We start from the raw sequence: 20,347 nt of genomic DNA, 5'->3' as shown, positions 1-20,347 counted from the left end.
CATGGATCGGCCTGCGGTAATTCTCGAAAACGATGTGACCGTGTACGACTTCTACCTGCGCCACCAGCAGAATCGTCAGGTCGCGAGGTTGGCCTATGCCACCCTTGCCCGACGCTTCCGCCCGCGGGTGTCGTATCCCGACGGTGCCCGTGAGGAGCTGCGTCGTCTCGTCTACGACAACACGCGTCTGCTCATCGCGGTCAATCATCTGACCGAGAACGATCCGTACACGCTCGCAGCGGCGGCATGGTCGTCGCCGCTGCGTCCGGTCATCGGCCGCACTCGGGTACTGGCCAAGGACGAGCTGTTCCAGGAACCCAAGCAGCGCAAGCGAATCGACATGATGGGTGGAATCCCTGTCTTCCGCGGCAAGAATCACGGAATGCGCGCGGTCAGCGCTGCGGGCAGCCGCATGATGGATGTCAGCGCAGAGCGCATGAAGCGGGGCGACGACCTCGCAGTGTTCCCCGAGGGAACCTGCAACCTCGAGGATCCGAAGACGGTGCAACACGTCGGCAGCGGTATCGGACACATCGCGATGCGGGCGCGCAAGCTCGGGGTCGAGCCGGTGCTGATCTGCATCGGTCTGAGCTACGGCCCCGGTGCGCCGAGAGTGAAGCGGGCGAGCGTCTACATCGACACGCCCATCACCGAACTGCCCGAGAAGCCGATCGACATCACGCGGGTGGTGGCGCAAGGAATGCAGAAGGCGCTCGACGGTGCGGTGGCTGCGTACTGACTGCGCCGGCGGGGTTGGTAGAAACAGATGACAGGTAATTCGATTCGGCGTTCGTCAGGAGATATTCGTGAGCGATCAGATCAAGACGGCCATTGTCACCGGTAGTGCGCGTGGAATCGGCGCCGCGGTGGCGAAGCGGCTGGCCAAGGATGGTTTCGGAGTCGCCGTGGTGGACCTCGACGAGGCCGCGTGCAGCGACACCGTCGGCGCGATCCAGGCTGCCGGTGGGCAGGCAGTGGCCATCGGTGCCAATGTCGCCGACGAAGAATCGGTCCAGACTGCGGTCGATCGCATCGCGAGCGAGTTCGGTGCGCCGACCGTACTGATCAACAACGCAGGCATCACCCGCGACAACCTGCTGTTCAAGATGACGGTGCAGGACTGGGATTCCGTTCTCGGCGTACACCTGCGTGGATCGTTCCTGATGACCCGCGCGGTCCAGAAGCACATGATCGACGCCAAATGGGGTCGCATCGTCAACCTGTCGAGCACGTCCGCCCTCGGCAACCGCGGCCAGGCCAACTACTCCGCCGCCAAGGCCGGAATGCAGGGCTTCACCAAGACCCTCGCCATCGAACTCGGCAAGTTCGGTGTCACCGCCAACGCCATCGCCCCCGGGTTCATCGAGACGGAGATGACGGCGGCCACCGCAGAACGTGTCGGCATGCCGTTCGAGGACTTCAAAGCTGCTGCGGCGTCACAGATTCCGGTCAATCGCGTCGGTCACCCCGACGACATCGCGCACCTGGCATCGTTCTTCGTCAGCGAGGGCGCCGGCTTCATCTCGGGTCAGGTCGTCTACGCCGCCGGTGGGCCGAAGGACTGACCTCTCCAGATGCGTGAATGGACCATTCACGAGCCCAGACGGGTGTGAATGGTCCATTCACGCAGAACGGCTGTCGACTACGGCGTCGGCATGCCACCGTTGACGTTCAACGTCTCGCCGGAGACGTAGCCCGATTCGGCCGAAGACAGGTAGACGTAGGCACCGGCGATCTCGGCGGGCTGCCCGGCGCGTCCCAGCGGTGTTTCCTTGCCGAAGTCCGGCAGTGCCGAGGTCGGCTGCCCGCCGGCGGCCTGCAGTGGTGTCCAGAACGGTCCCGGCGCAACGACATTGACGCGAATTCCCTTGGGTGCCAACTGCTGCGCGAGCGCCTTGCTGATGGTGTTGATGGCCATCTTCGTGGTCGCGTAATCCACCAGACCGGGTGAGGGTGTGTACGCCTGGATCGAACTGGTGTTGACGATGGTGGAGCCGGCGGGCATGTGGGGCACCGCTTCCTGGATGATCCAGAACAGTGCGTAGACGTTGGTTTTGAACGTCTGATCGAATTGCTCGGACGTCAGGTCGGCCAGGTCTTCGACGAACTGCTGCTTACCGGCCACGTTGATCAGCAGGTCGAGCCCACCGAGCTCGTCGACGGTGGTGCGCACGATTCCGCGCGCGGCCTGTTCGTCGGTGATATCTGCCGGTGCCAGGACCGCGGTTCGGCCGGCGTCGCGGATCGACTGCGCAACTTCCTGCGCGTCTTTTTCCTCCGACGGCAGGTAGTTGAGCACCACGTCGGCACCCTCGCGTGCGACGGCAATCGCTGCTGCACGTCCGATTCCGGAATCGGCACCGGTGATCAGGGCCTTGCGGCCGGTCAGTCGGCCGGATCCACGGTACGTTTGCTCACCGTGGTCGGCGAGGGGCCGAAGATCTGTCGCGAGACCGGGCGGATCCTGGTGCTGTTCCGGGAAGCCGTCCTGACTGTACTGCGTGACGGGGTTGGTGAAGGTGTACTGATCGCTCACTGGGGAATCGTCCTTCGAGTGCAACGTACTGCGTGAGGAACCTCTGCTCGATTCCGTGTGCTCGACGGATGCCCCGATGCGGTCGGCCACAAACTGTGACCGACCGGACAGGGTTCGGAGGGTGAGCGTGTCCGGTCTCAGGGCAGGATCGAGTCGACGTAGCCGCCGTCGACGCGCAGTGCGCCACCTGTGGTTGCGGAAGCCTGTTCCGAGCTCAGATACACGATCATGTTGCCAATTTCCTTCGGCTCGATCAGGCGTCCGATGAGCGATTGGGGCCGGTGTTCCTTCATGAATTGCGCCTGTGCCTCGTCCCAGGGCAGTTCGTCACCGACGAGTTCGCCGACGAACTTCTCGACACCCTCGGTGTGGGTGGGTCCGACTATGACGGAATTGACCGTAACGCCGGTTCCTGCAGCAGCTTTCGCGAATCCACGGGTCACCGCGAGCAGGGCGGTCTTGGTCATTCCGTAATGGATCATCTCCTCGGGAATGACGACCGCGGAATCGCTGCAGATGTTCTGAATTCGGCCCCAGCCTGCCTCGGTCATCGCAGGCAGATACGTGCGGATGAGTCGAATGGCCGAGAGCACATTGACCTCGAAATAACGTCGCCATTCGTCGTCGTCGATGTCGAGGGCGGGTTTGGCTCCGAAGATGCCGAGGTTGTTCACCAGAATGTCGACGACGGGGACCTTTTCGACCAGCGTCTCCACTCCGTCGGCCGTCGCCAGATCGGCAGGCACGACGATCACCCGCGCACCGGGCACGTCCTTCAGCAACTGTTCCTCGGCCGAATCGAGCGCCGACGCGCTGCGGCCGTTGAGGACGACGCGTGCACCTGCGCGGGCCAATTCGGTGGCAATGGCCAGACCGATGCCTTGGCTGGAGCCGGAGATCAATGCGGTCCGGCCGTCGAGATCGATGTTCATGGAGCCTCCCAGTGTCGTGGAACGACTCCAGTGTGCGCCTTTCGGAAGACGTGAATGGTCCATTCACCGGCCCTGACGGGGGTGAATGGACCATTCACGCAGACGCGGGGGCCTACTACGAATACGTGTAGAAACCCTTACCGGTCTTGCGACCCAGCATTCCGGCGTCCACCATGCGCTGCAGCAGCGGCGGCGGAGCGTAGTGCGGCTCGCGGAATTCCGCGTAGAGCGACTCGGCGACCGCGAGGGTGACGTCGAGGCCGACGGTGTCCGTCAGGCGCAACGGGCCCATGGGGTGTGCACAACCGTTGACCATGCCCTCGTCGATGTCCTCGGCACTGGCGAAGCCGGACTCGAGCATGCGGATGGCCGAGACCATGTACGGGATGAGCAAGGCGTTGACGATGAATCCGGCGCGATCGCCTGCGCGAATCGTCTTCTTGCCTAACGTGTTGCCCGCGTAATCCGTCACCGCGGACACTGTCTCTTCGCTGGTGAGCAGGCTGACGACGATCTCGACCAACGGCAGTACCGGCACCGGGTTGAAGAAGTGCACTCCGACGACCTTGTCGGGACGCTTGGTCGCGTTGGCCATCTTGATGACCGGGATCGACGAGGTGTTGGTCGCCAGGATTCCCTCGGGCTTGACGATGGAATCGAGCTTGCCGAACAGATCGAGCTTGAGCGATTCGATCTCCGGTGCTGCCTCCACCACGAGGTCGCGGTCGGCGAAGTCGTTTATGTCGAGTGTCAACGTGATTGCGGCCCGGGCCTTCTCGGCTGCGTCGGCTTCGATGCGACCGGATTTGACGGCGCGGGCGAAGGACTTGTCGAGGCGGGCTTCGGCGGCGTCGGCCGTCGCCTGGCTCGTCTCCAGAATCAGTACCGAACTGCCGGAGCGAGCGCACATCTCGGCGATGCCGGCTCCCATGGTGCCGCCGCCGATGACGCCTACGAGGTCGATGTCGCTCATTTGAGCAGCGCCCGCGACATGACGACACGCTGAATCTGGTTGGTGCCCTCGTAGATCTGGGTGATCTTGGCGTCGCGCATCATGCGCTCGACCGGGAAGTCGGTGGTGTAACCGGCACCGCCGAAGAGCTGCACGGCGTCGGTGGTGACCTCCATGGCCACGTCCGAGGCAAAGCACTTCGCTGCCGCGGAGATGAACCCGAGGTTCTTCTCGCCGCGCTCGGCGCGGGCTGCGGAGCTGTAGACCATCAGTCGAGCCGCTTCGACCTTCATCGCCATGTCGGCGAGCATGAACTGCACTGCCTGGAAGCTCGAGATCGAGGTACCGAACTGCTTGCGGTCCTTGGTGTATGCGATGGCTGCGTCGAGGGCGCCCTGTGCCAGGCCGACGGCCTGCGCGCCGATGGTGGGGCGAGTGTGGTCGAGCGTTTCCAGCGCGGTCTTGAAGCCGGTACCTGGCTCGCCGATGATGCGATCGCCGGGAATCTTGCAGTTCTCGAAGTACAGCTCGGCGGTGGGTGAGCCCTTGATGCCGAGCTTCTTCTCCTTGGGTCCGACGACAAATCCCTCGTCGTCTTTGTGCACGATGAACGACGAGATGCCGTTGGCACCCTTGTCGGGATCGGTCACGGCCATCACGGTGTACCACTCGGACTTGCCGCCGTTGGTGATCCAACACTTGGAGCCGTTGAGGATCCAGTCGTCACCGTCGGCCTTGGCGCGGGTGCGCATGCTGGCCGCGTCGGATCCCGCTTCGCGCTCGGACAGGGCGTACGACGCCATCGCGCCGCCGGCCAGGGACGGCAGAACCTGCTTCTTGAGTTCCTCGGAGCCCTTGAGGATCAGCCCCATCGTGCCGAGCTTGTTGACCGCGGGGATCAGTGAGGACGAGCCGCAGACGCGGGCGACCTCTTCGATGACGATGCAGGCGGCGACGGAATCGGCACCCTGGCCGTCGTATTCCTCGGGAACGTGGATGGCGTTGAAGCCCGAGGCGTTCAGCGCTTTGAGTGCTTCCTCGGGGAAGCGGGAGTCCTCGTCGACCTCTTTGGCGTACGGAGCGATCTCCTTCTCCGAGAGGGCCCGAATGGCCGCGCGCAGTTCGTCGTGCTCTTCGGGCGATTGATACAGATCGAAGTCGGGATTTCCGGCCATGTCGGCCACGCTCCTCGGTGTGTCGGGGGTAGCACTGCCCGGAGGGGGCACTCAGTGCCAAGGATTACCCCAGTGTACGACCGAATACGGACCTGATCAAGGCCGGGTCTTCGACATCCGGCACTCAGTGCCATTCGGTCCGGATCGATCAGGCGCTTGTGTGATCGGCCAACGCGTCGACGACTTTGGTGACGGACGTGCCTCGGGGGAACGACGCGACGACGATCTCACCGGAGAACTGCGCGCGTACCTGCGCGAGTGCCGAACGCAGATCCTCGACCGACGTCGGCAGGCCGTCGCGAATCATCCGACGAAGGATGTAGTTGTGCGTTGCGGTCACCGTGGCCGAGAACTGCAGGATTTCCAGGTGCGGGTGATCGGGCAGAACGCGCTGCAGATATTCGACGAAGAGTCTGTCGTAGCGAAACACGGTGACGATTTCTCGGTCACGCAGAGCGGGGATCTTGTGGACCACCTGGTAACGCAGGCGCGACATGTCCCGCCACTCGGAAAACCGCTCGTACACCAACTGCGCTGCATCGCACACGGCCCGCCACGGATCGCCCTCGTTCGATTCGAGAAACGCACCGGCCTGCTCGAGCAGAATTTCGTGGTCGGCGAAGACGACGTCTTCCTTGGCGCGGAACTGGCGAAAGAATGTCCGACGCGAGATTCCGGCGGCACCGGCTATGTCGTCCACCGTCGTCGACTCGTAGCCCTTGACGGAGAACAGGTCGAGGGCCGCGGTGGCCACGGTGAGCCTGAAGTCGGTGGATTCTTCGGGTTCTCCGCTCATGGGAGAGAAGGTAGCCGAGTTTCGGGACGAGCAGGGAGGACGTTCTCTTCCGTGCGTTGGTTGCTAGTGTTCGCAAGTAGCCTGCTGCGCGGCGGCGGGTGCCACGGGAGGACTTCATGGCCACGGAATCGAGCCGGCCGCTGTACAGAATGAAAGCCGACTTCTTCAAGACATTGGCGCATCCTGCGCGCATTCGGGTACTGGAGTTGCTGAGCGAGCGCGAGCATGCCGTCTCCGAGCTGCTTCCGGAAATCGGCATCGAGCCGGCCAATCTGTCTCAGCAGTTGTCCATCCTGCGGCGCGCCGGTCTCATCGAAGGCACTCGGGAAGGCCTGTCGGTGTCCTACACGCTGACGTCGCCCAAGGTGGCCGACCTGTTGCTCGTTGCGCGGGAGATACTCACGGGAGTGGTGGCCAATCAGGCCGAGTTGCTGGAGGGCGAGTCCGGAGCACGCACCTGACCCGACGGTCTCGGATGGTCTGGCTCACGTTGCTGTTCACCTGATTCATTACTTGCTAAACTTAGCAATCAACTGGACCAGGATCGATGAGTTCTCAGAGAGCGTCACATGTCCGAACCGACGAAATCCGACCGTAAGACCGACGCCTCCAGGGCTCTGACGGCCCTCTTGCCCAGATGGAGCGAGTGGAAACCCGCCTTCCGCGCGCCCGGTGCGGATCTGCTGGCGGGTCTGATCGTGGCCCTGGTCGCGCTGCCCCTTGCCCTCGGCTTCGGCGTCAGTACCGGGCTGGGGGCCGCGGCCGGCCTGACCACGGCGATCATCGCGGGAGTCGTCGCCGCGGTGTTCGGCGGATCCCGGTTCCAGGTGTCCGGACCGACCGGTGCCATGACGGTGGTGCTCGTCCCGATCGTCGCCGAGTACGGTCCGACCGGCGTACTCGCCGTCGGGCTGATGGCCGGGGTCATCCTGCTCGTGCTCGCCGCGGCCGGCGTCGGTCGAGCCGTCCGGTACATGCCGGCACCCGTCATCGAAGGGTTCACCGCAGGCATCGCCGTCGTCATTGCGCTGCAACAGGTTCCGTCGGCCCTCGGTATCACCGACGCCGAGGGTGAGAAGGTGTGGCAATCGGCGTTCGACGCGGTGCGCTCGTTCGTCTCGCACGCGAGCGTCCTGACACCCGCCGTGGCCGTCACCGTCGCGATCGTCATGCTCGTCGGAGGCCGACTGGCTCCGAAGATCCCGTTCTCTCTGGTCGCGGTCGCCGGAGCAACGGTCGTCACCCGACTGTTCGACCTCGACATCGCCCGCATCGGCACCATCCCGTCGTCGCTGTCCGCTCCGAACCTGAGCTTCTTCCACCTCGGTGACGTGACGGCGTTGTTGGCTCCGGCGCTGGCCGTCGCAGCGCTGGCGGCCCTGGAATCGCTGCTGTCCGCGACCGCGGCGGACTCGATGGGCGTCGGTGCCCGGCACAACCCGGACCGTGAACTGTTCGGGCAAGGCCTGGCGAACATCGCCGCGCCGTTGTTCGGCGGGATCCCGGCCACCGGTGCCATCGCCCGCACCGCCGTCAACGTCCGATCCGGAGCGCGCACCAGGCTCGCCGCGCTCACTCACGCCGTGATTCTCGCCGCGATCATGTACTCCGCCGCGGGATTGGTGGCCGACATTCCACTCGCGGCTCTGGCCGGGGTGCTCCTGGCGACGACGGTACGCATGGTCGAAACTGCCTCCATCCGAGCAATTTCCCGCGCCGGTCGTGGGGACACCGTGGTGATGGCGTCGACCTTTCTCGTCACGGTCGTCTTCGACCTGGTGACGGCCGTGGCGGTCGGCGTCGGGTTCGCTGCGGTGCTCGCACTGCGCGCGGTCGCGCGATCGGCCACGGTGGAGCAGGTGCCTCTGGATGCACTCGACGCGGTCTCGGAGGAAGAAGGCAATCTGCTTCGCGAACACATCGTCGCCTACCGAATCGACGGCGCGTTGTTCTTCGGAGCCGCGCACAGCTTTCTGCTCGAGCTCGCCGACGTGTCGGACGTGAAAGTGGTGATCCTGCGTATGTCACGAGTGACCACGATCGATGCCACCGGAGCCATCGTGCTCAAGGACACGATCACCGAACTCGAACACCGCCACATCACCGTCCTGATCTCCGCGGCCAAACCCGAACACCTGCGACCGCTGACTGCGCTTGGTGTGTTCACCACCAAGGACGACGAGGCGCGCCGTGTTTTCGAGACCACCCCGCAGGCCATCGCCTATGCACGCACCGTCGTGACCGAGGCAGCCGAACACCGCGGGTAGGGTCCAAGTCACACTTGCGTAGGAAAGGACCGCTCATCGTGGCTCTCGTTGCAGGAATCGACTCCTCCACCCAATCGTGCAAAGTATTCGTTCGTGATGCCGAATCGGGAGAGTTGGTGCGCCAGGGGCGAGCCTCCCATCCCGACGGCACCGAGATCGACCCGCAGCGCTGGAAGGATGCGCTCGACGAGGCGGTGGCGGCAGCAGGCGGACTCGACGATGTGGACGCAGTATCGGTCGGTGCGCAGCAACACGGCATGGTGTGTCTCGACGAGACGGGAACTGTTGTCCGTAACGCTCTGCTGTGGAACGACACTCGGTCGGCGCAGGCCGCAACCGACTTGGTGTCGGAGTTGGGGAAGGAGACCGGCGTCGACGGCGGGCAGGCGTGGGCCGACGCCGTCGGAGTGGTTCCGTTGGCCTCGATCACCGTCGCCAAGCTGCGATGGCTCGCCGACCACGAGCCGGAGAACGCCGATCGCACTGCGGCCGTGTGTCTTCCGCACGATTGGCTCAGCTGGCAGCTCGGCGGCGCATCCGGGCTCGATTCCCTGGCCACGGATCGGGGCGACGCCAGCGGCACCGGGTACTTCTCCGCCGCCTCGAACGAGTATCGAACCGATCTGTTGCAGTTGGGTTTTCGTGGGCGCAACCCGCAGCTTCCGCGGGTCGCGGCACCGAACGAGACCATCGGCCGACTCCGCAGCGGTGCACTGATCGGACCGGGTACCGGAGACAACGCCGCCGCGGCCCTCGCCCTCGATGCCCAGCCCGGTGACGTGGTGGTCTCGGTGGGCACTTCCGGTGTCGTATCGGCCGTGACATCGGTTGCGGCAGCAGATGGTTCGGGTCTGGTCGCGGGATTCGCCGACGCCACCGGCCGGCAGTTGCCGTTGGTGTGCACCCTCAACGCTGCCCGGGTGCTCGATGCGACGGCGCGTCTACTGGGCGTCGACCACGACGAACTGTCTCGGTTGGCGCTGTCGACGACCAGCGATGGCCTGGTGTTGGTGCCGTACCTCGAGGGTGAGCGCACCCCCAACCGTCCCGATGCATCCGGCGCGATTCACGGCCTGCGACTGAACAATTCGACGCCCGGCCACCTGGCGCGCGCGGCAATCGAGGGACTGCTGTGCGGTTTGGCCGACGGTATCGACCACCTGCGTGCGCAGGGTGTGGAGACGAAACGGGTGCTACTCATCGGCGGCGGCGCGAAGTCCGCCGCGTTGCGGGCATTGGCTCCGGCGATTCTCGGAGTTCCGGTGACCGTGCCCGAGCCGGGTGAATACGTCGCCGACGGTGCCGCGCGTCAGGCCGCGTGGACGCTTGCCGGTACCAGTGCGCCGCCGACCTGGGCTCAGGCACCGTCGCAGACCTACGAGGCCGACCCGACCCCGGCGGTGCGGGAGCGCTACGCCGAGTATGCGGCGGAGCCGCAGTGGCGCGGTTGAGTGCCGCAGAGGGCACTTAACCGCACCACTGCCGCAGGCACTCAGGGAATCAGGCGCGCATCTCGGTAACGCTGGATCACCGAGGCGATGGCATCCGGGGTGGATCGGAAGCCCAGGAATCCTGCCTTCTTGGACTTGTTCATGTCGGTCAGGCATTCCATGTCGCGGCCGAGGTCACCGTCGGTGTGCCACCACGACGCCAACCGGGAGACGTCGCTTTCGGCCAGATCGTGCTTGTCGGCGATGCGCTTCCACGCGGCGGCCGCGTCGGACATGCGGGGTTCGAGGGGGCGCGGCTCGGTGTCGAAGCCCTCGGGCTCGACGCCGAAGTGCGCGGCGAACTGCGGCCACAGCCAGCGCCAGCGGAAGACGTCACCGTTGGCGATGTTGAACGCCTCGTTGTGTCCGTTGTCGTCGGTTGCGGCCCACACCATCTGCTCGGCGAGCAGGTCGGCATCGGTGAGGTCGGTCAGCCCGTTCCACTGTGTCTCGGAGCCGGGGAACACGAACTTCTCGCCGAGTTCCTTGCAGATCGACGCGTACACGGACAGCGTCAGCATCATGTTCATCGCGTTGCCGACGGCGAAGCCGGAGATGGTGTGGGCGCGGTGCACACTCCAGCCGAATCCGAACTTCTCGGCACCGGCGAACAGTTCGTCCTCCTGCGCGTAGTAGAAGTTGGGGGTGTCGAGTCGATCCTCGGTCTCGTGGAACGGGGTCTCGGCCATCACGGACTCGCCGTAGGCGTCGAACGGTCCGAGGTAGTGCTTGAGTCCGGTCATCAACGCGACGTGCTTCACCGAGTCGAGGGGGCCGAGCACGTTCAGCACATTGCGCAGAGTTGCCGAGTTGACCTCGATGTTCTCCTGCTCCGAGTCCTTCTTCATCCAGGCGGTGAAGAACACGACCTCGGGGCGGACGTCCTTCAGTGCCTCCTCGAGCGAGGCCGGGTCGAGCAGATCGGCCGCCACGGGGACGACGCCGTCGATGGGGACACTGCCGCTGCGGCTCAGTCCGTAGGTGGTCCAGCCTGCATCGAGTGCGGCGCGGCACAGGGCCTGCCCGGAAATGCCGGTGGCACCGACGATCAGCGCGCGCGTGTTGTTCGTAGTCATCCGTGCTGTCTACCCAATGGAACCGGAGCGACACGTGACACGGCACTCACATCAGGGCGAGTACCTGTTGAACGACGAGCACGAGCGCCCCGACGGCGGAGACAGTGATCGCGACGATCCGCAGGCGTCGGCGATCGAGAACTCGATTGACCACCCGCGACAGCAGAAAGCCGAGAACAGTCGCCGGGGCCAGGAACACGAACAGCGTCGCAGTGTGGACATCCACTGCTCCGGCCACTGCCAGCACCGCCAGCGAGATGAGTGAGCCGACGAGGAAGAAGCAGCTCATGGTGCTGCGCAGTTCGGCTCCGGTGTTGCGTTGCCACACCAGCGCCATCGGCGGCCCGCCGATGGAGGTGGCCGTTCCCAGAATTCCCGACGCGGCCCCGGCCACCATCAGATTTCGTCTGTGCGGCAGGGGGACCCAGCCGAACGACGTCAGTGCGACACCGCCCAGCACCACCAGTGCCAGCAGAATCGCCAGTCCGCGTTCGGGCAGCAGGACGAGCAACAATGCGCCCACCGCCGAACCGGGGAGGCGACCGGCGAGCGCCCACCCGGCACCCGAGAGGTCGAGGGAGGTGCGATCGCGAACCAGCACGAGCACACTGACGACGACGGCGAGCATGATCAGGGTTGCCGGGATGAGGCCGGGGTCGACGATCGCCACGATCGGCGCGGCGAGCATGCCCATGCCGAATCCGATCGACGCCTGCATCGCCGATGCGAAAAAGATCGCCAGCGCGACGACGACGAAGCCGGTGATGCTCAGCTGCGTCGACATCACGTCCCGGCAGCGACGAGGCCGAGATTGCCTGCTGCGAGCGGGTAATGGCATTCGGCGATGTGATCGGCCTCGTCGGCGTCGAGCGCCACCGGGGGTGCCTCACTGGCGCACAACTCGGTCGCCTTCCAGCAGCGCGTGCGGAATCGGCATCCCGACGGCGGGTTCAGCGGCGACGGTACCTCGCCCTTCAGCAGGATCTTCGTCCCGCGCGTCGACGCGTCGAGTGTGGGTGCCGCCGACATCAATGCTGCGGTGTACGGGTGAGCCGGACGGTCGAACACTGCTTCGGTGGCCCCGGATTCGACGATGCGGCCGAGGTACATCACCGCGACGCGGTCGGCGACGTGTCGGACGACCGACAGGTCGTGCGAGATGAACACGTACGAGATGCCGAGTTGCTTCTGCAGGTCGTTGAGCAGGTTGAGCACCTGCGCCTGTACCGAAAGGTCGAGTGCGGAGACCGGCTCGTCGCAGATGAGCACGTCGGGATTCAGTGCCAGAGCGCGCGCGATGCCGAGGCGTTGGCGTTGACCGCCGGAGAATTCCTGCGGGAAGCGGTTCTCGTCGCTCGGCCGAAGACCCACCAGATGCAGCAGCTCGCGTACGCGCGCGGAGCGGTCGCGTCGAGTCCTGTACAGGCTCTTGTGGGTTCGCCATGGCTCGCCGATGATGTCCCCGGCGGTCATTCGCGAGTTGAGTGAACCGTACGGGTCCTGGAAGACCATCTGTACCCGCCGACGCCACGCGAGCAGTTCCTTTCCGCGCAGCGCGAACGGATCCGTGCCGTCGAACGCGACGGTGCCCGAGTCGGGTCGTTCGAGCATCATCAGGGTGCGCGCGAGAGTGGACTTGCCGCAGCCGGATTCGCCGACGAGGCCGAGGGTTTCACCGCGTCGCAGGTCCAGGTCGATGGCGTCGAGGGCGCGGAGCTTGCCGCGGCCGACGTCGAAGGTCTTGTTCAGGCCGCGGACGGTCAACAGTTGCTCAGACATGGCTGGATACCTCGTTCGGGAAGTGGCATGCCGACATCCGGCCGCTGCCGACGGATTCGAGCGGGGGACGAGTACTGATGCAGATCTCGCGGGCCAACGGGCAGCGGGCCTGATAGACGCACCCGTCGGGAATGGAGTGCAGGTCCGGTGGGGTGCCGCCGATCGACTTCAGATCCTCACCGCGGACTGCGTGGACGGGTACCGAGTCCAGTAGGCCCTTGGTGTACGGGTGCCGCGGTGCGCCGAACACCTCGGACACCGGTCCGGTCTCGACGACGTTGCCCGCGTACATGATCGCGACCCGATCGGCCTCCTCGGCCACCAGGGCGAGATCGTGGGTGATGAGTACGACGGCCATGTCGTGTTCGGTGCGTAGTTCCTTGAGCAGCGCCATGATCTGGGCCTGCACCGTCACGTCGAGGGCGGTGGTCGGTTCGTCGGCGAGCAGTACCGACGGACTCAGTGCGACGGCCATCGCGATCAGCAGGCGTTGACGCATGCCGCCGGAGAACTGGTGGGGATAGGAGTCGGCACGGGATTCGGGCTCGGGGATACCCACTCGGGCCATCAGCGCGATGGCCTCCGCTCGTGCCTGCTTGCCGGACATGCCGCGATGGATCCGAAACGGTTCGGCCAGTTGGGTTCCCACGGTGTAGACCGGATTGAGGGCGGTCAGTGCGTCCTGGAAGACGATGGCCAGTTCGGTGGCCGCGACCGTGCGTCGCACCTTGGTCTTGGCCGTCACCAGGTCGATCTCGCCCATCTCGACCGAACCGCCGGTGATGTCTGCGATCGGTTCGAGCAACCCGACGATGGCCTGTGCCGTCATGGACTTGCCGCAGCCGGATTCACCCAGCAGGGCCAGGGTTTCGCCGCGGCGGGCGGTGAAGGTGACGTCGTCCACGGCGCGGATGACGCCGGACGGGGTCCGCAGATCGACGGTCAGTCCGCGCACGTCCAGGGCCACGCTGCCGGTATCGGCGCGTCGAGGTGCGGTTGCCGGTGCGCTCATGAGACGACCTTTCGTACGGGGAGCAGGCGAGATCGCTTGGAGCGGGGCACATTGAGTCGCCAGCGCTGCGCTGGATCGGTGGCGATGCGCGCCCACGCGGCGAGCACGGTGGCCGAGACGGTGGTCAGGACAATGGCCAGACCGGGGAAGAACGAGAGCCACCACGCGGTCTGCAGGTAGGTGCGGCCCTGCGAGACCATCAGGCCCCACGAGACGTCCGGCGGCTGAATGCCGATGCCGAGGAAGCTCAGTGACGACTCGGCGAGAATGACGAAGCAGAAGTCCAGGGTCGCGACGGTGAGCAGGGTCGGTAGCAGGATGGGGGCCACGTGGCGTCTGATCACCGATCCGCTCTTCGCGCCGAATGTTCGTGCGGCATCGACGAACAACCGACTCTGCAGCTCGGCCGACTCCGCGCGGGCCGTGCGCAGGTAGATCGGGATGCGGGTGACCGTCAGGACCAGAACGATGTTGGCGGCGCTGGGGGAGAACACGTAGAGCACGACGACCGCCATCAGCAGGGACGGGAAGCTCAGGATCACGTCGGCAACGCGCATCGCTGCGGTCTCGCGCCAGCCTCGATGGAAGCCGGCCCACATACCGATGAACGAGCCGATGATCGCCGAGAGGATGACGGCCGGAACGGCAACCGAGAGTGTGGTTCTACTGGCCACGATCAACCGGGCGAGCATGCTGCGGCCCAGTGGATCGGTGCCGAGGATGTTCATCCACCCGGTGTCGAGGGTGAACGGTGGCAGGTTGGAGCGGTCGAGGTCCTGATCGGTCGCCGAGTCGCCGACCAGCATCGGACCGAAGACCGCGGTGAGGAAGACCAGCACCAGGATCGCGGCGGCCACGGTGGCGACCCTGTCGCGTAGCAGCAGCTTCCACAGCGGGGCCGACGCCTTGCGGGCTTCCACCGGACTCTGGGGTGGAACATCCTCGGGCTCGGACGTTTTCGGTGCTTCGAAGTCGAGTGACATCAGTTTCTCCTAGACCTTCACCTTGTCGCGAACCCGGGCGTCGAGCAGTGCATAGCAGGCGTCGATGACGATGTTGAGCACGAAGATGGACACCGCCGTCAACAGCACGGCCGCCTGGAGAACTGCGAAGTCGCGCTGCAGGATGGCGTCGATCATCAGTTTTCCGATGCCCGGCCAGCCGAAGATGGCCTCGACGACCACCGCTCCGTTGACGAGACCCACCATCAGGTCGCCTGCGACCGTGAGCGCCGGTGCGGCTGCGTTACGCAGGGCGTGGTGGGTGACGACCCGGAGATCGCCTGCCCCTTTGCTTCTCGCGAGTCGCACGTACGGTGCCGACAGTGCCGAGACCATTGCGCCGCGCACCACCTGGGTGAGGACTCCGAGGGGACGAATGAGCAGAGTCGCGATCGGCAGTATCCAGGAGAGCATTCCGTTGTCGACACCGGAGGTGGGCAGCCAGCCGAACAGGATGGCGAAGACGTAGACGCCCATGATGGCGAACCAGAAATCGGGAATGCTGGCTGCGGTCATCGACAGCAGGCTCGAGATGCGATCGGCCAGCGAGTTGGGCCGGTACGCGGCCCAGCAGCCGATGATCACGGCGCCGAGGATCGCGAGGAACATCGTCGCGAACGCCAGCTGCAGTGTCGCCGGGAATGCGCGCAGTGCCATCGCCGACGCGTCCTCGCCGGTACGGAGCGACTGCCCGAAGTCGAGTTGCACGACGCCCTTGAAGTAGTCCAGCAGCTGCGTCAGCACCGGCTGATCGAAGCCGTTGGTGGCGCGGAACGCCTCGCGCTGGGCCTGAGTTGCCGACTCGGGTAGGTACAGGCTGGTGGGGTCGCCGGTGAGCCGAGCGAGGAAGAACACGCCGAGCAGGACGACGAACAGCGGAACGAGGCTGGTGTAGATCCGTCTGCGGAGAAATCTGAACATGTCAGGGCCTCTCGGTATCGGCGCGAGTCATCGCGGCGAGATGCATTTCGTCGACCGTGGCCGAGTTGGGGGTGTAGTCGACCGAGGACGCCTTGGCGAGCACACCGTTCATGTGCGCGATGTAGGCCATCTGCATGATGTTTTTCGGTTCGTCGGCGAACACCTGCGCGTACGCGTCCTGCCTGTCCTCTCCGGTCAGTGCGCCCGCCGCGGCGATCTCTTTGTCGAATTTCGCTGTGCCGTAGGCGCTCTGGAATCCGTCGCTGGTGAAGTACTGGTCGACGGTGAAGGCCGAGTCGCCGGCCTGGTTACCGTGCTGAATGACCAGCAGGTAGGGCCCGACGTCCGGAAACGGGCGTTCCTGATATTCGGCAGTGCCGGCGGCGTCCATCATTTCGATCTTGACGTTCATGCCGATCTTGGACAGCGAGTTCTGGATCACCTCGACTGTTTCGTTGATCTTGGGGAACTGTCCGGTGCGCCCGATGAGTCGAATCTCGGTGTCCACGGGTACGCCGTCGGCGCGGGCCTCGTCGATCAGCGTGCGGGCCCGGTCCATGTCGTAGGGCCACGGCGTCAAGTCCTCGTTGAATCCCACGACGCCCTCGGAGATGAGTTGTGCTGCAGGCGAGCCGAGTCCGCGGAACAGTGCTTTGACGATGCCGCCGCGGTTGATCGCGTAGTTGATCGCCTGCCGCACCCGCATGTCGTCCAGCGGCGGTTGCGCTGCCTGGATGCGGAGCGCCGTGGTCTCGTTGTTGGGGTAAGCGACTCCCAGGTCACCTGCCCCGTCCTCCGGGCCGACCGATGTTGCGATCTCGGCCTCGCCGTTGGTCACCATCGAGGCGCGGACGCTTCCCTCGCTGCGCCATTGATATTCGGCCCTGGCGTATTCGGGCTTCGGACCCCAGTAGGTCTCGTTGCGAACGAGCGAGAGCTTCTGGCCGTAGTCCCAGCGTTCGATCGCGAACGGTCCCGTTCCGATCGGTTCACGCACGCGCTCGGTGTAGCTGGCTGTGCGCGGGACCATCTCGACGAACGACAGACGTAGCGGCAGGATGGGGTCGGGTTCCGGGGACTGCACAGTCAGTGTCATCGGATCGACTGCGTTCACCACCAGGTTCGCGTCACCGAACACATAACCTTCGACGTTGCAGCCCAGTTCCGAATTGACGGTGCGGTCGATGGAGAACGCGGCGTCCTCGGCTTCGAAGGGACTGCCGTCGCTGAAGGTCACGCCGGGGTGGATCGTGAACGTCCACTCCGTGTCGGAGGTCTGTTCCCACGAGTCGGCGAGCTTGGGCTCGAGATCGCCGGTGCTGGGGTTGCGTTCCATGAGGGGCTCGGTGATGTTCGAGCGGGTGACGACCCCGACCGACGTGAGCGAGACATCGCACGCCTCGAGGGTCGGCGGTTCCTGCGGCAGAACGATGCGCAGGGTGTCGGCGCGAGCGGCTCCACCGTTGTTGGAGTTGGCGACGGTGCAGCCGCTCACGATCAATGAAAGTGACAGTGCGCCAACGGCTGATGCGATGACGCGATGGTTCCGTCCCTGCTGCACGAAGAGTGCAGGGCTCATGGTGGCCTCCAGTGGGAAAAAGGATCCGCGTCTGCATGTCGCAGCCGAATCTGTGACGGTAGACACACGGTAGGAGCGTGCGATCTTCATCGTCAACCGGACGAAAACCGGTTTTCGAGCAGTTTCGTGGGTCACACCGGACGCTTCGATGGGGTTTGGGTCACAGGCATGGGCGACTGACCAGGCCCGATGCAGGTCGGGGTGGTCGAGGCGGCATCGGCAATGGGTCGTTCATGCCGTTTGGGTATCGGTCCATGTTATTTCCGTGTTGGACAGGTATCCGAGAAGCGGCATACCGTACAGGAAACGCGCACGTTCCACCATCTCGCGAGGAGAACAATGGTCACCGTCAGCTCAGAGAAAACCTCTGTGTCGCAGAAGGATTCGCAACAGGGCGGTCGAGTGCTCCGAGTGGGACCACTCAAACCGTCGTTGATGGACACCTTGGTTTCCGAGTACGACGCGCTGGTTCTTCCAGAGGGCGGCGAGCGCGAGGACTTTCTGGCCGCACACGGCAGTTCGATCACCGCGGTCGTCACCTCCGGCCGGACCGGAGTCGATGCTGCGCTGATGGACCGGTTGCCCCAGCTCGGAGCCGTCGTCAACTTCGGTGTCGGCTACGACACCACCGACGTCGACGCCGCAGCCGAACGCGGAATCAGCGTGAGCAACACCCCCGACGTGCTGACCGATTGCGTGGCGGACCTGGCTGTCGGCTTGCTGATCGATACCGTGCGCGGGCTCTCGTCCGCCGAGCGATTCGTGCGTGCCGGCCGCTGGCCCGCCGAGGGCAACACGCCACTGACGCGTCAGGTCACCGGCACGCGCGTCGGAATCATCGGACTCGGCCGCATCGGTTCGGCAATTGCCGATCGGCTCAGAGGGTTTCGCTGCGAGATCTCGTACCACAATCGTAACGAGATCGACGGTTCGCCGTATGTCTACGCTGCCGGCCCGAGAGCGCTCGCAGAGAACGTCGACGTGCTGATCATCGCCGCGTCCGGCGGCTCGGGAACTGCGCATCTGGTCGACCGAGCTGTGCTCGAAGCGCTGGGGCCGCAGGGTTATTTGATCAACGTGGCGCGCGGAAGCGTCGTCGACGAGGAAGCGCTGATCGAGTTGCTTGCAGCGGGGCAGCTCGCCGGTGCCGGCCTGGACGTCTTTGCCCACGAACCGAACGTGCCCGACGCTCTGGTGGCGATGGACAACGTGGTGCTGCTGCCGCACGTGGGTAGCGCAACGGTGGAGACCCGCGCCGCGATGGAAGCGCTCACGCTCGAGAACCTCGATCGCTTCCTGGCCGACGGCACCCTCGTCACTCCGGTGACACGATGACCGTCGTCGTCGGCTACTCGCCGACCACCGAAGGAAAAGGCGCACTGCCCTTCGCGTTTCGTGAGGCACTCATGCGCGAAACGGACTTGCTCATCGTGGCCGAGAACGACAGCGCAGGGGAGGCGGACTTCGCTGCCACCGTCGAATCGGCTCGCGAGGAGGCGTCGGCGCTCGGTGTCACGACGAAGATCCACGACAACGAAGCAGGCCGCTCGCATGCCGACAATCTGATCGACCTCTCGTTCGACGAGCAGGCTCAGCTCGTCGTCATCGGCATCCGGCGTCGATCACCCGTCGGAAAATTGTTCATGGGCAGCATCTCTCAGCGTGTACTGCTCGAGGCACACTGCCCGGTGACGGCCGTCAAGCCGCCGGTGGGGTTGCCGCGCTGAGTGCGCGTCATCGGCGGGTCCTGCCGTGTCGAATCACATCGATCACGCAAACGGGGACCTCACACCGCTTTTATCGACTGCGCGCCCCCGCTATGACCTGATCGGGGGCGCGCAGTCGGTGAAAAGGGCGCTCACTTGCGGTTTCGGGCACGCTCGGCAACTCGATCAGCGGCGCATCACGACCACTCCCGCGTCGGCAGCACATCGGTCATGAAACGGTGCAACGCCGGGTTGTCGTTGTCCGGCCGCCAGGCTGCGTCGAGCTCGACAGGCCGTTCCTTGACGGTCCGAACCGGCCGAAACACAACACCTTTCGGACGCATGGTCGACGCGGACTCCGGCACCAGTGCCAATCCGATGCCCGAGCGGACGAGGACCAGCATGGTGTGGACCTGGGTCACGTACTGCACGTAGCGCGGGGTGACGCCGACGATGGTGAACGTGCTGATCAGCAGTTCGTGGAAGTACCGCGCATCGACGGGTGAGTACATGATGATCGGCTGCTCGTCGAAGTCCTCCACCGTCAGTTCGGCCTTCTCGGCAAGAGGGTGGTCGTGGGGCATGGCGGCGATCAACGACTCGTGCAGCACCGGCCGCGATGCGATACCCGGCCGCTTGAGTGGTGGCCTGGCCAATCCGAGATCCAGATCGCCGACGGCCAAGGATTCCATCTGCACCGACGAGACCATCTCGCGCAGGACAAGTTTCACGTCGGGAAGTTTGTCGCGTGCGGCGTCGAGCAACTGCGGCAGCACCGCGTGCGCCGATGCGCCGGTGAATCCGACGACCACGGTCCCCAAGTCTCCGGTGGGCACACGTCGCACCGTCAGCAATGCGCCCTCGGCGAGGTCGAGGATGCGTCGAGCCTCGGGAAGGAACGCCAGGCCCGCGGCGGTCAGGGTGACCGACCGGCTCGTGCGGTCGATGAGCTGCACTCCCACTTCGCTCTCGAGCTGTTGAATCTGCCTGCTCAGCGGCGGTTGTGTCATGTGCAGCCGCTCGGCAGCCCGGCCGAAGTGCAACTCCTCGGCGACAGCGATGAAGCAGGACAGCCTGTTGAGCGAGAACATCCATTCATTCCTTGCATCGCGCTGGGGAGTTTCG

Annotated in this window: 20 protein-coding genes; 7 read left to right on the top strand and 13 right to left on the bottom strand. The window is 65.0% G+C overall.

Annotated elements, in window-relative coordinates; translation table 11 throughout:
* Window position 1: 1 nt before the first annotated feature.
* Window positions 2–739, top strand: a complete 738-nt coding sequence (locus tag CH274_RS12025) for a lysophospholipid acyltransferase family protein (RefSeq protein WP_094657535.1) — start codon at window positions 2–4, stop codon at window positions 737–739.
* A gap of 67 nt (window positions 740–806) precedes the next feature.
* Entirely contained in the window at window positions 807–1,565 is a 759-nt protein-coding gene (locus CH274_RS12020) for an SDR family oxidoreductase (protein WP_032396725.1), read from the top strand.
* A gap of 77 nt (window positions 1,566–1,642) precedes the next feature.
* Here the strand turns inward: CH274_RS12020 and CH274_RS12015 are convergent, their stop codons facing one another.
* The 5 genes from CH274_RS12015 to CH274_RS11995 form a co-directional block, all read right to left on the bottom strand.
* On the bottom strand, window positions 1,643–2,536 hold the full coding sequence (locus CH274_RS12015; protein ID WP_094646413.1) for a glucose 1-dehydrogenase: 894 nt from the start codon (window positions 2,534–2,536) through the stop codon (window positions 1,643–1,645).
* Window positions 2,537–2,673: 137 nt separating this feature from the next.
* Window positions 2,674–3,468 carry an SDR family NAD(P)-dependent oxidoreductase gene (locus CH274_RS12010; protein ID WP_045197389.1) on the bottom strand — a complete coding sequence of 265 codons (795 nt, stop codon included), beginning with the start codon at window positions 3,466–3,468 and terminating at the stop codon, window positions 2,674–2,676.
* A gap of 115 nt (window positions 3,469–3,583) precedes the next feature.
* A complete protein-coding gene (locus CH274_RS12005; RefSeq protein WP_306436605.1) occupies window positions 3,584–4,432 on the bottom strand; it encodes a 3-hydroxybutyryl-CoA dehydrogenase in 849 nt (282 codons plus the stop codon).
* 5 nt (window positions 4,433–4,437) lie between these two features.
* Entirely contained in the window at window positions 4,438–5,595 is a 1,158-nt protein-coding gene (locus CH274_RS12000; RefSeq protein ID WP_032396722.1) for an acyl-CoA dehydrogenase, read from the bottom strand.
* Window positions 5,596–5,743: 148 nt separating this feature from the next.
* Window positions 5,744–6,391, bottom strand: coding sequence for a TetR family transcriptional regulator (locus CH274_RS11995; RefSeq protein ID WP_032396721.1), 648 nt, complete (start codon window positions 6,389–6,391; stop codon window positions 5,744–5,746).
* 116 nt (window positions 6,392–6,507) lie between these two features.
* Between CH274_RS11995 and CH274_RS11990 the strand changes: the two genes are divergently transcribed.
* The 3 genes from CH274_RS11990 to xylB all read left to right on the top strand — a co-directional run bounded on the left by CH274_RS11990 (window position 6,508) and on the right by xylB (window position 10,109).
* Entirely contained in the window at window positions 6,508–6,852 is a 345-nt protein-coding gene (locus CH274_RS11990; RefSeq protein WP_032397267.1) for an ArsR/SmtB family transcription factor, read from the top strand.
* Between the two features lie 108 nt (window positions 6,853–6,960).
* The gene (locus CH274_RS11985; protein ID WP_032396720.1) at window positions 6,961–8,658 is read left to right on the top strand and encodes a SulP family inorganic anion transporter; all 1,698 of its coding nucleotides are present in this window, start codon (window positions 6,961–6,963) and stop codon (window positions 8,656–8,658) included.
* Window positions 8,659–8,696: 38 nt separating this feature from the next.
* The gene (gene xylB / locus CH274_RS11980) at window positions 8,697–10,109 is read left to right on the top strand and encodes a xylulokinase (protein ID WP_094657534.1); all 1,413 of its coding nucleotides are present in this window, start codon (window positions 8,697–8,699) and stop codon (window positions 10,107–10,109) included.
* A 41-nt stretch (window positions 10,110–10,150) separates the two neighbouring features.
* Here the strand turns inward: xylB and CH274_RS11975 are convergent, their stop codons facing one another.
* The 7 genes from CH274_RS11975 to CH274_RS11945 are packed head-to-tail and all read right to left on the bottom strand — an operon-like array spanning window position 10,151 to window position 17,516.
* Window positions 10,151–11,224 carry an SDR family oxidoreductase gene (locus tag CH274_RS11975; RefSeq protein ID WP_094657533.1) on the bottom strand — a complete coding sequence of 358 codons (1,074 nt, stop codon included), beginning with the start codon at window positions 11,222–11,224 and terminating at the stop codon, window positions 10,151–10,153.
* 46 nt (window positions 11,225–11,270) lie between these two features.
* Entirely contained in the window at window positions 11,271–12,008 is a 738-nt protein-coding gene (locus CH274_RS11970; RefSeq protein WP_094630598.1) for a sulfite exporter TauE/SafE family protein, read from the bottom strand.
* Window positions 12,008–13,003, bottom strand: coding sequence for an ABC transporter ATP-binding protein (locus CH274_RS11965; protein WP_094657532.1), 996 nt, complete (start codon window positions 13,001–13,003; stop codon window positions 12,008–12,010). Before CH274_RS11965 ends, CH274_RS11970 begins: the two co-directional genes overlap by 1 nt.
* The gene (locus tag CH274_RS11960; protein WP_032396716.1) at window positions 12,996–14,015 is read right to left on the bottom strand and encodes an ABC transporter ATP-binding protein; all 1,020 of its coding nucleotides are present in this window, start codon (window positions 14,013–14,015) and stop codon (window positions 12,996–12,998) included. The genes CH274_RS11965 and CH274_RS11960 overlap by 8 nt, the downstream gene beginning before the upstream one ends.
* Window positions 14,012–14,998: an ABC transporter permease gene (locus CH274_RS11955; protein WP_032396715.1), complete on the bottom strand. Its 987-nt coding sequence runs from the start codon at window positions 14,996–14,998 to the stop codon at window positions 14,012–14,014. Before CH274_RS11955 ends, CH274_RS11960 begins: the two co-directional genes overlap by 4 nt.
* A 9-nt stretch (window positions 14,999–15,007) precedes the next feature.
* The gene (locus tag CH274_RS11950) at window positions 15,008–15,937 is read right to left on the bottom strand and encodes an ABC transporter permease (RefSeq protein ID WP_032396714.1); all 930 of its coding nucleotides are present in this window, start codon (window positions 15,935–15,937) and stop codon (window positions 15,008–15,010) included.
* Window position 15,938: 1 nt separating this feature from the next.
* On the bottom strand, window positions 15,939–17,516 hold the full coding sequence (locus CH274_RS11945; RefSeq protein ID WP_094657589.1) for an ABC transporter substrate-binding protein: 1,578 nt from the start codon (window positions 17,514–17,516) through the stop codon (window positions 15,939–15,941).
* A gap of 339 nt (window positions 17,517–17,855) precedes the next feature.
* On the opposite strand from CH274_RS11945, the gene CH274_RS11940 reads away from it, so the two are divergent.
* Window positions 17,856–18,851 (top strand): 2-hydroxyacid dehydrogenase, encoded by a 996-nt coding sequence (locus CH274_RS11940; RefSeq protein ID WP_179275711.1) that lies wholly within the window; start codon window positions 17,856–17,858, stop codon window positions 18,849–18,851.
* Entirely contained in the window at window positions 18,848–19,243 is a 396-nt protein-coding gene (locus tag CH274_RS11935; protein WP_032396713.1) for a universal stress protein, read from the top strand. The genes CH274_RS11940 and CH274_RS11935 overlap by 4 nt, the downstream gene beginning before the upstream one ends.
* A 176-nt stretch (window positions 19,244–19,419) precedes the next feature.
* On the opposite strand, the gene CH274_RS11930 is transcribed toward CH274_RS11935, so the two are convergent.
* On the bottom strand, window positions 19,420–20,313 hold the full coding sequence (locus tag CH274_RS11930) for a LysR substrate-binding domain-containing protein (RefSeq protein ID WP_032396712.1): 894 nt from the start codon (window positions 20,311–20,313) through the stop codon (window positions 19,420–19,422).
* Window positions 20,314–20,347 lie beyond the last annotated feature (34 nt).

Origin of the sequence: Rhodococcus sp. 06-418-5, from assembly GCF_002258285.1 — a bacterium.
Taxonomy (GTDB): domain Bacteria; phylum Actinomycetota; class Actinomycetes; order Mycobacteriales; family Mycobacteriaceae; genus Rhodococcoides.
The sequence above is the reverse complement of the archived record's forward strand: the minus strand, read 5'-3'. Positions and strand labels throughout refer to the sequence as shown.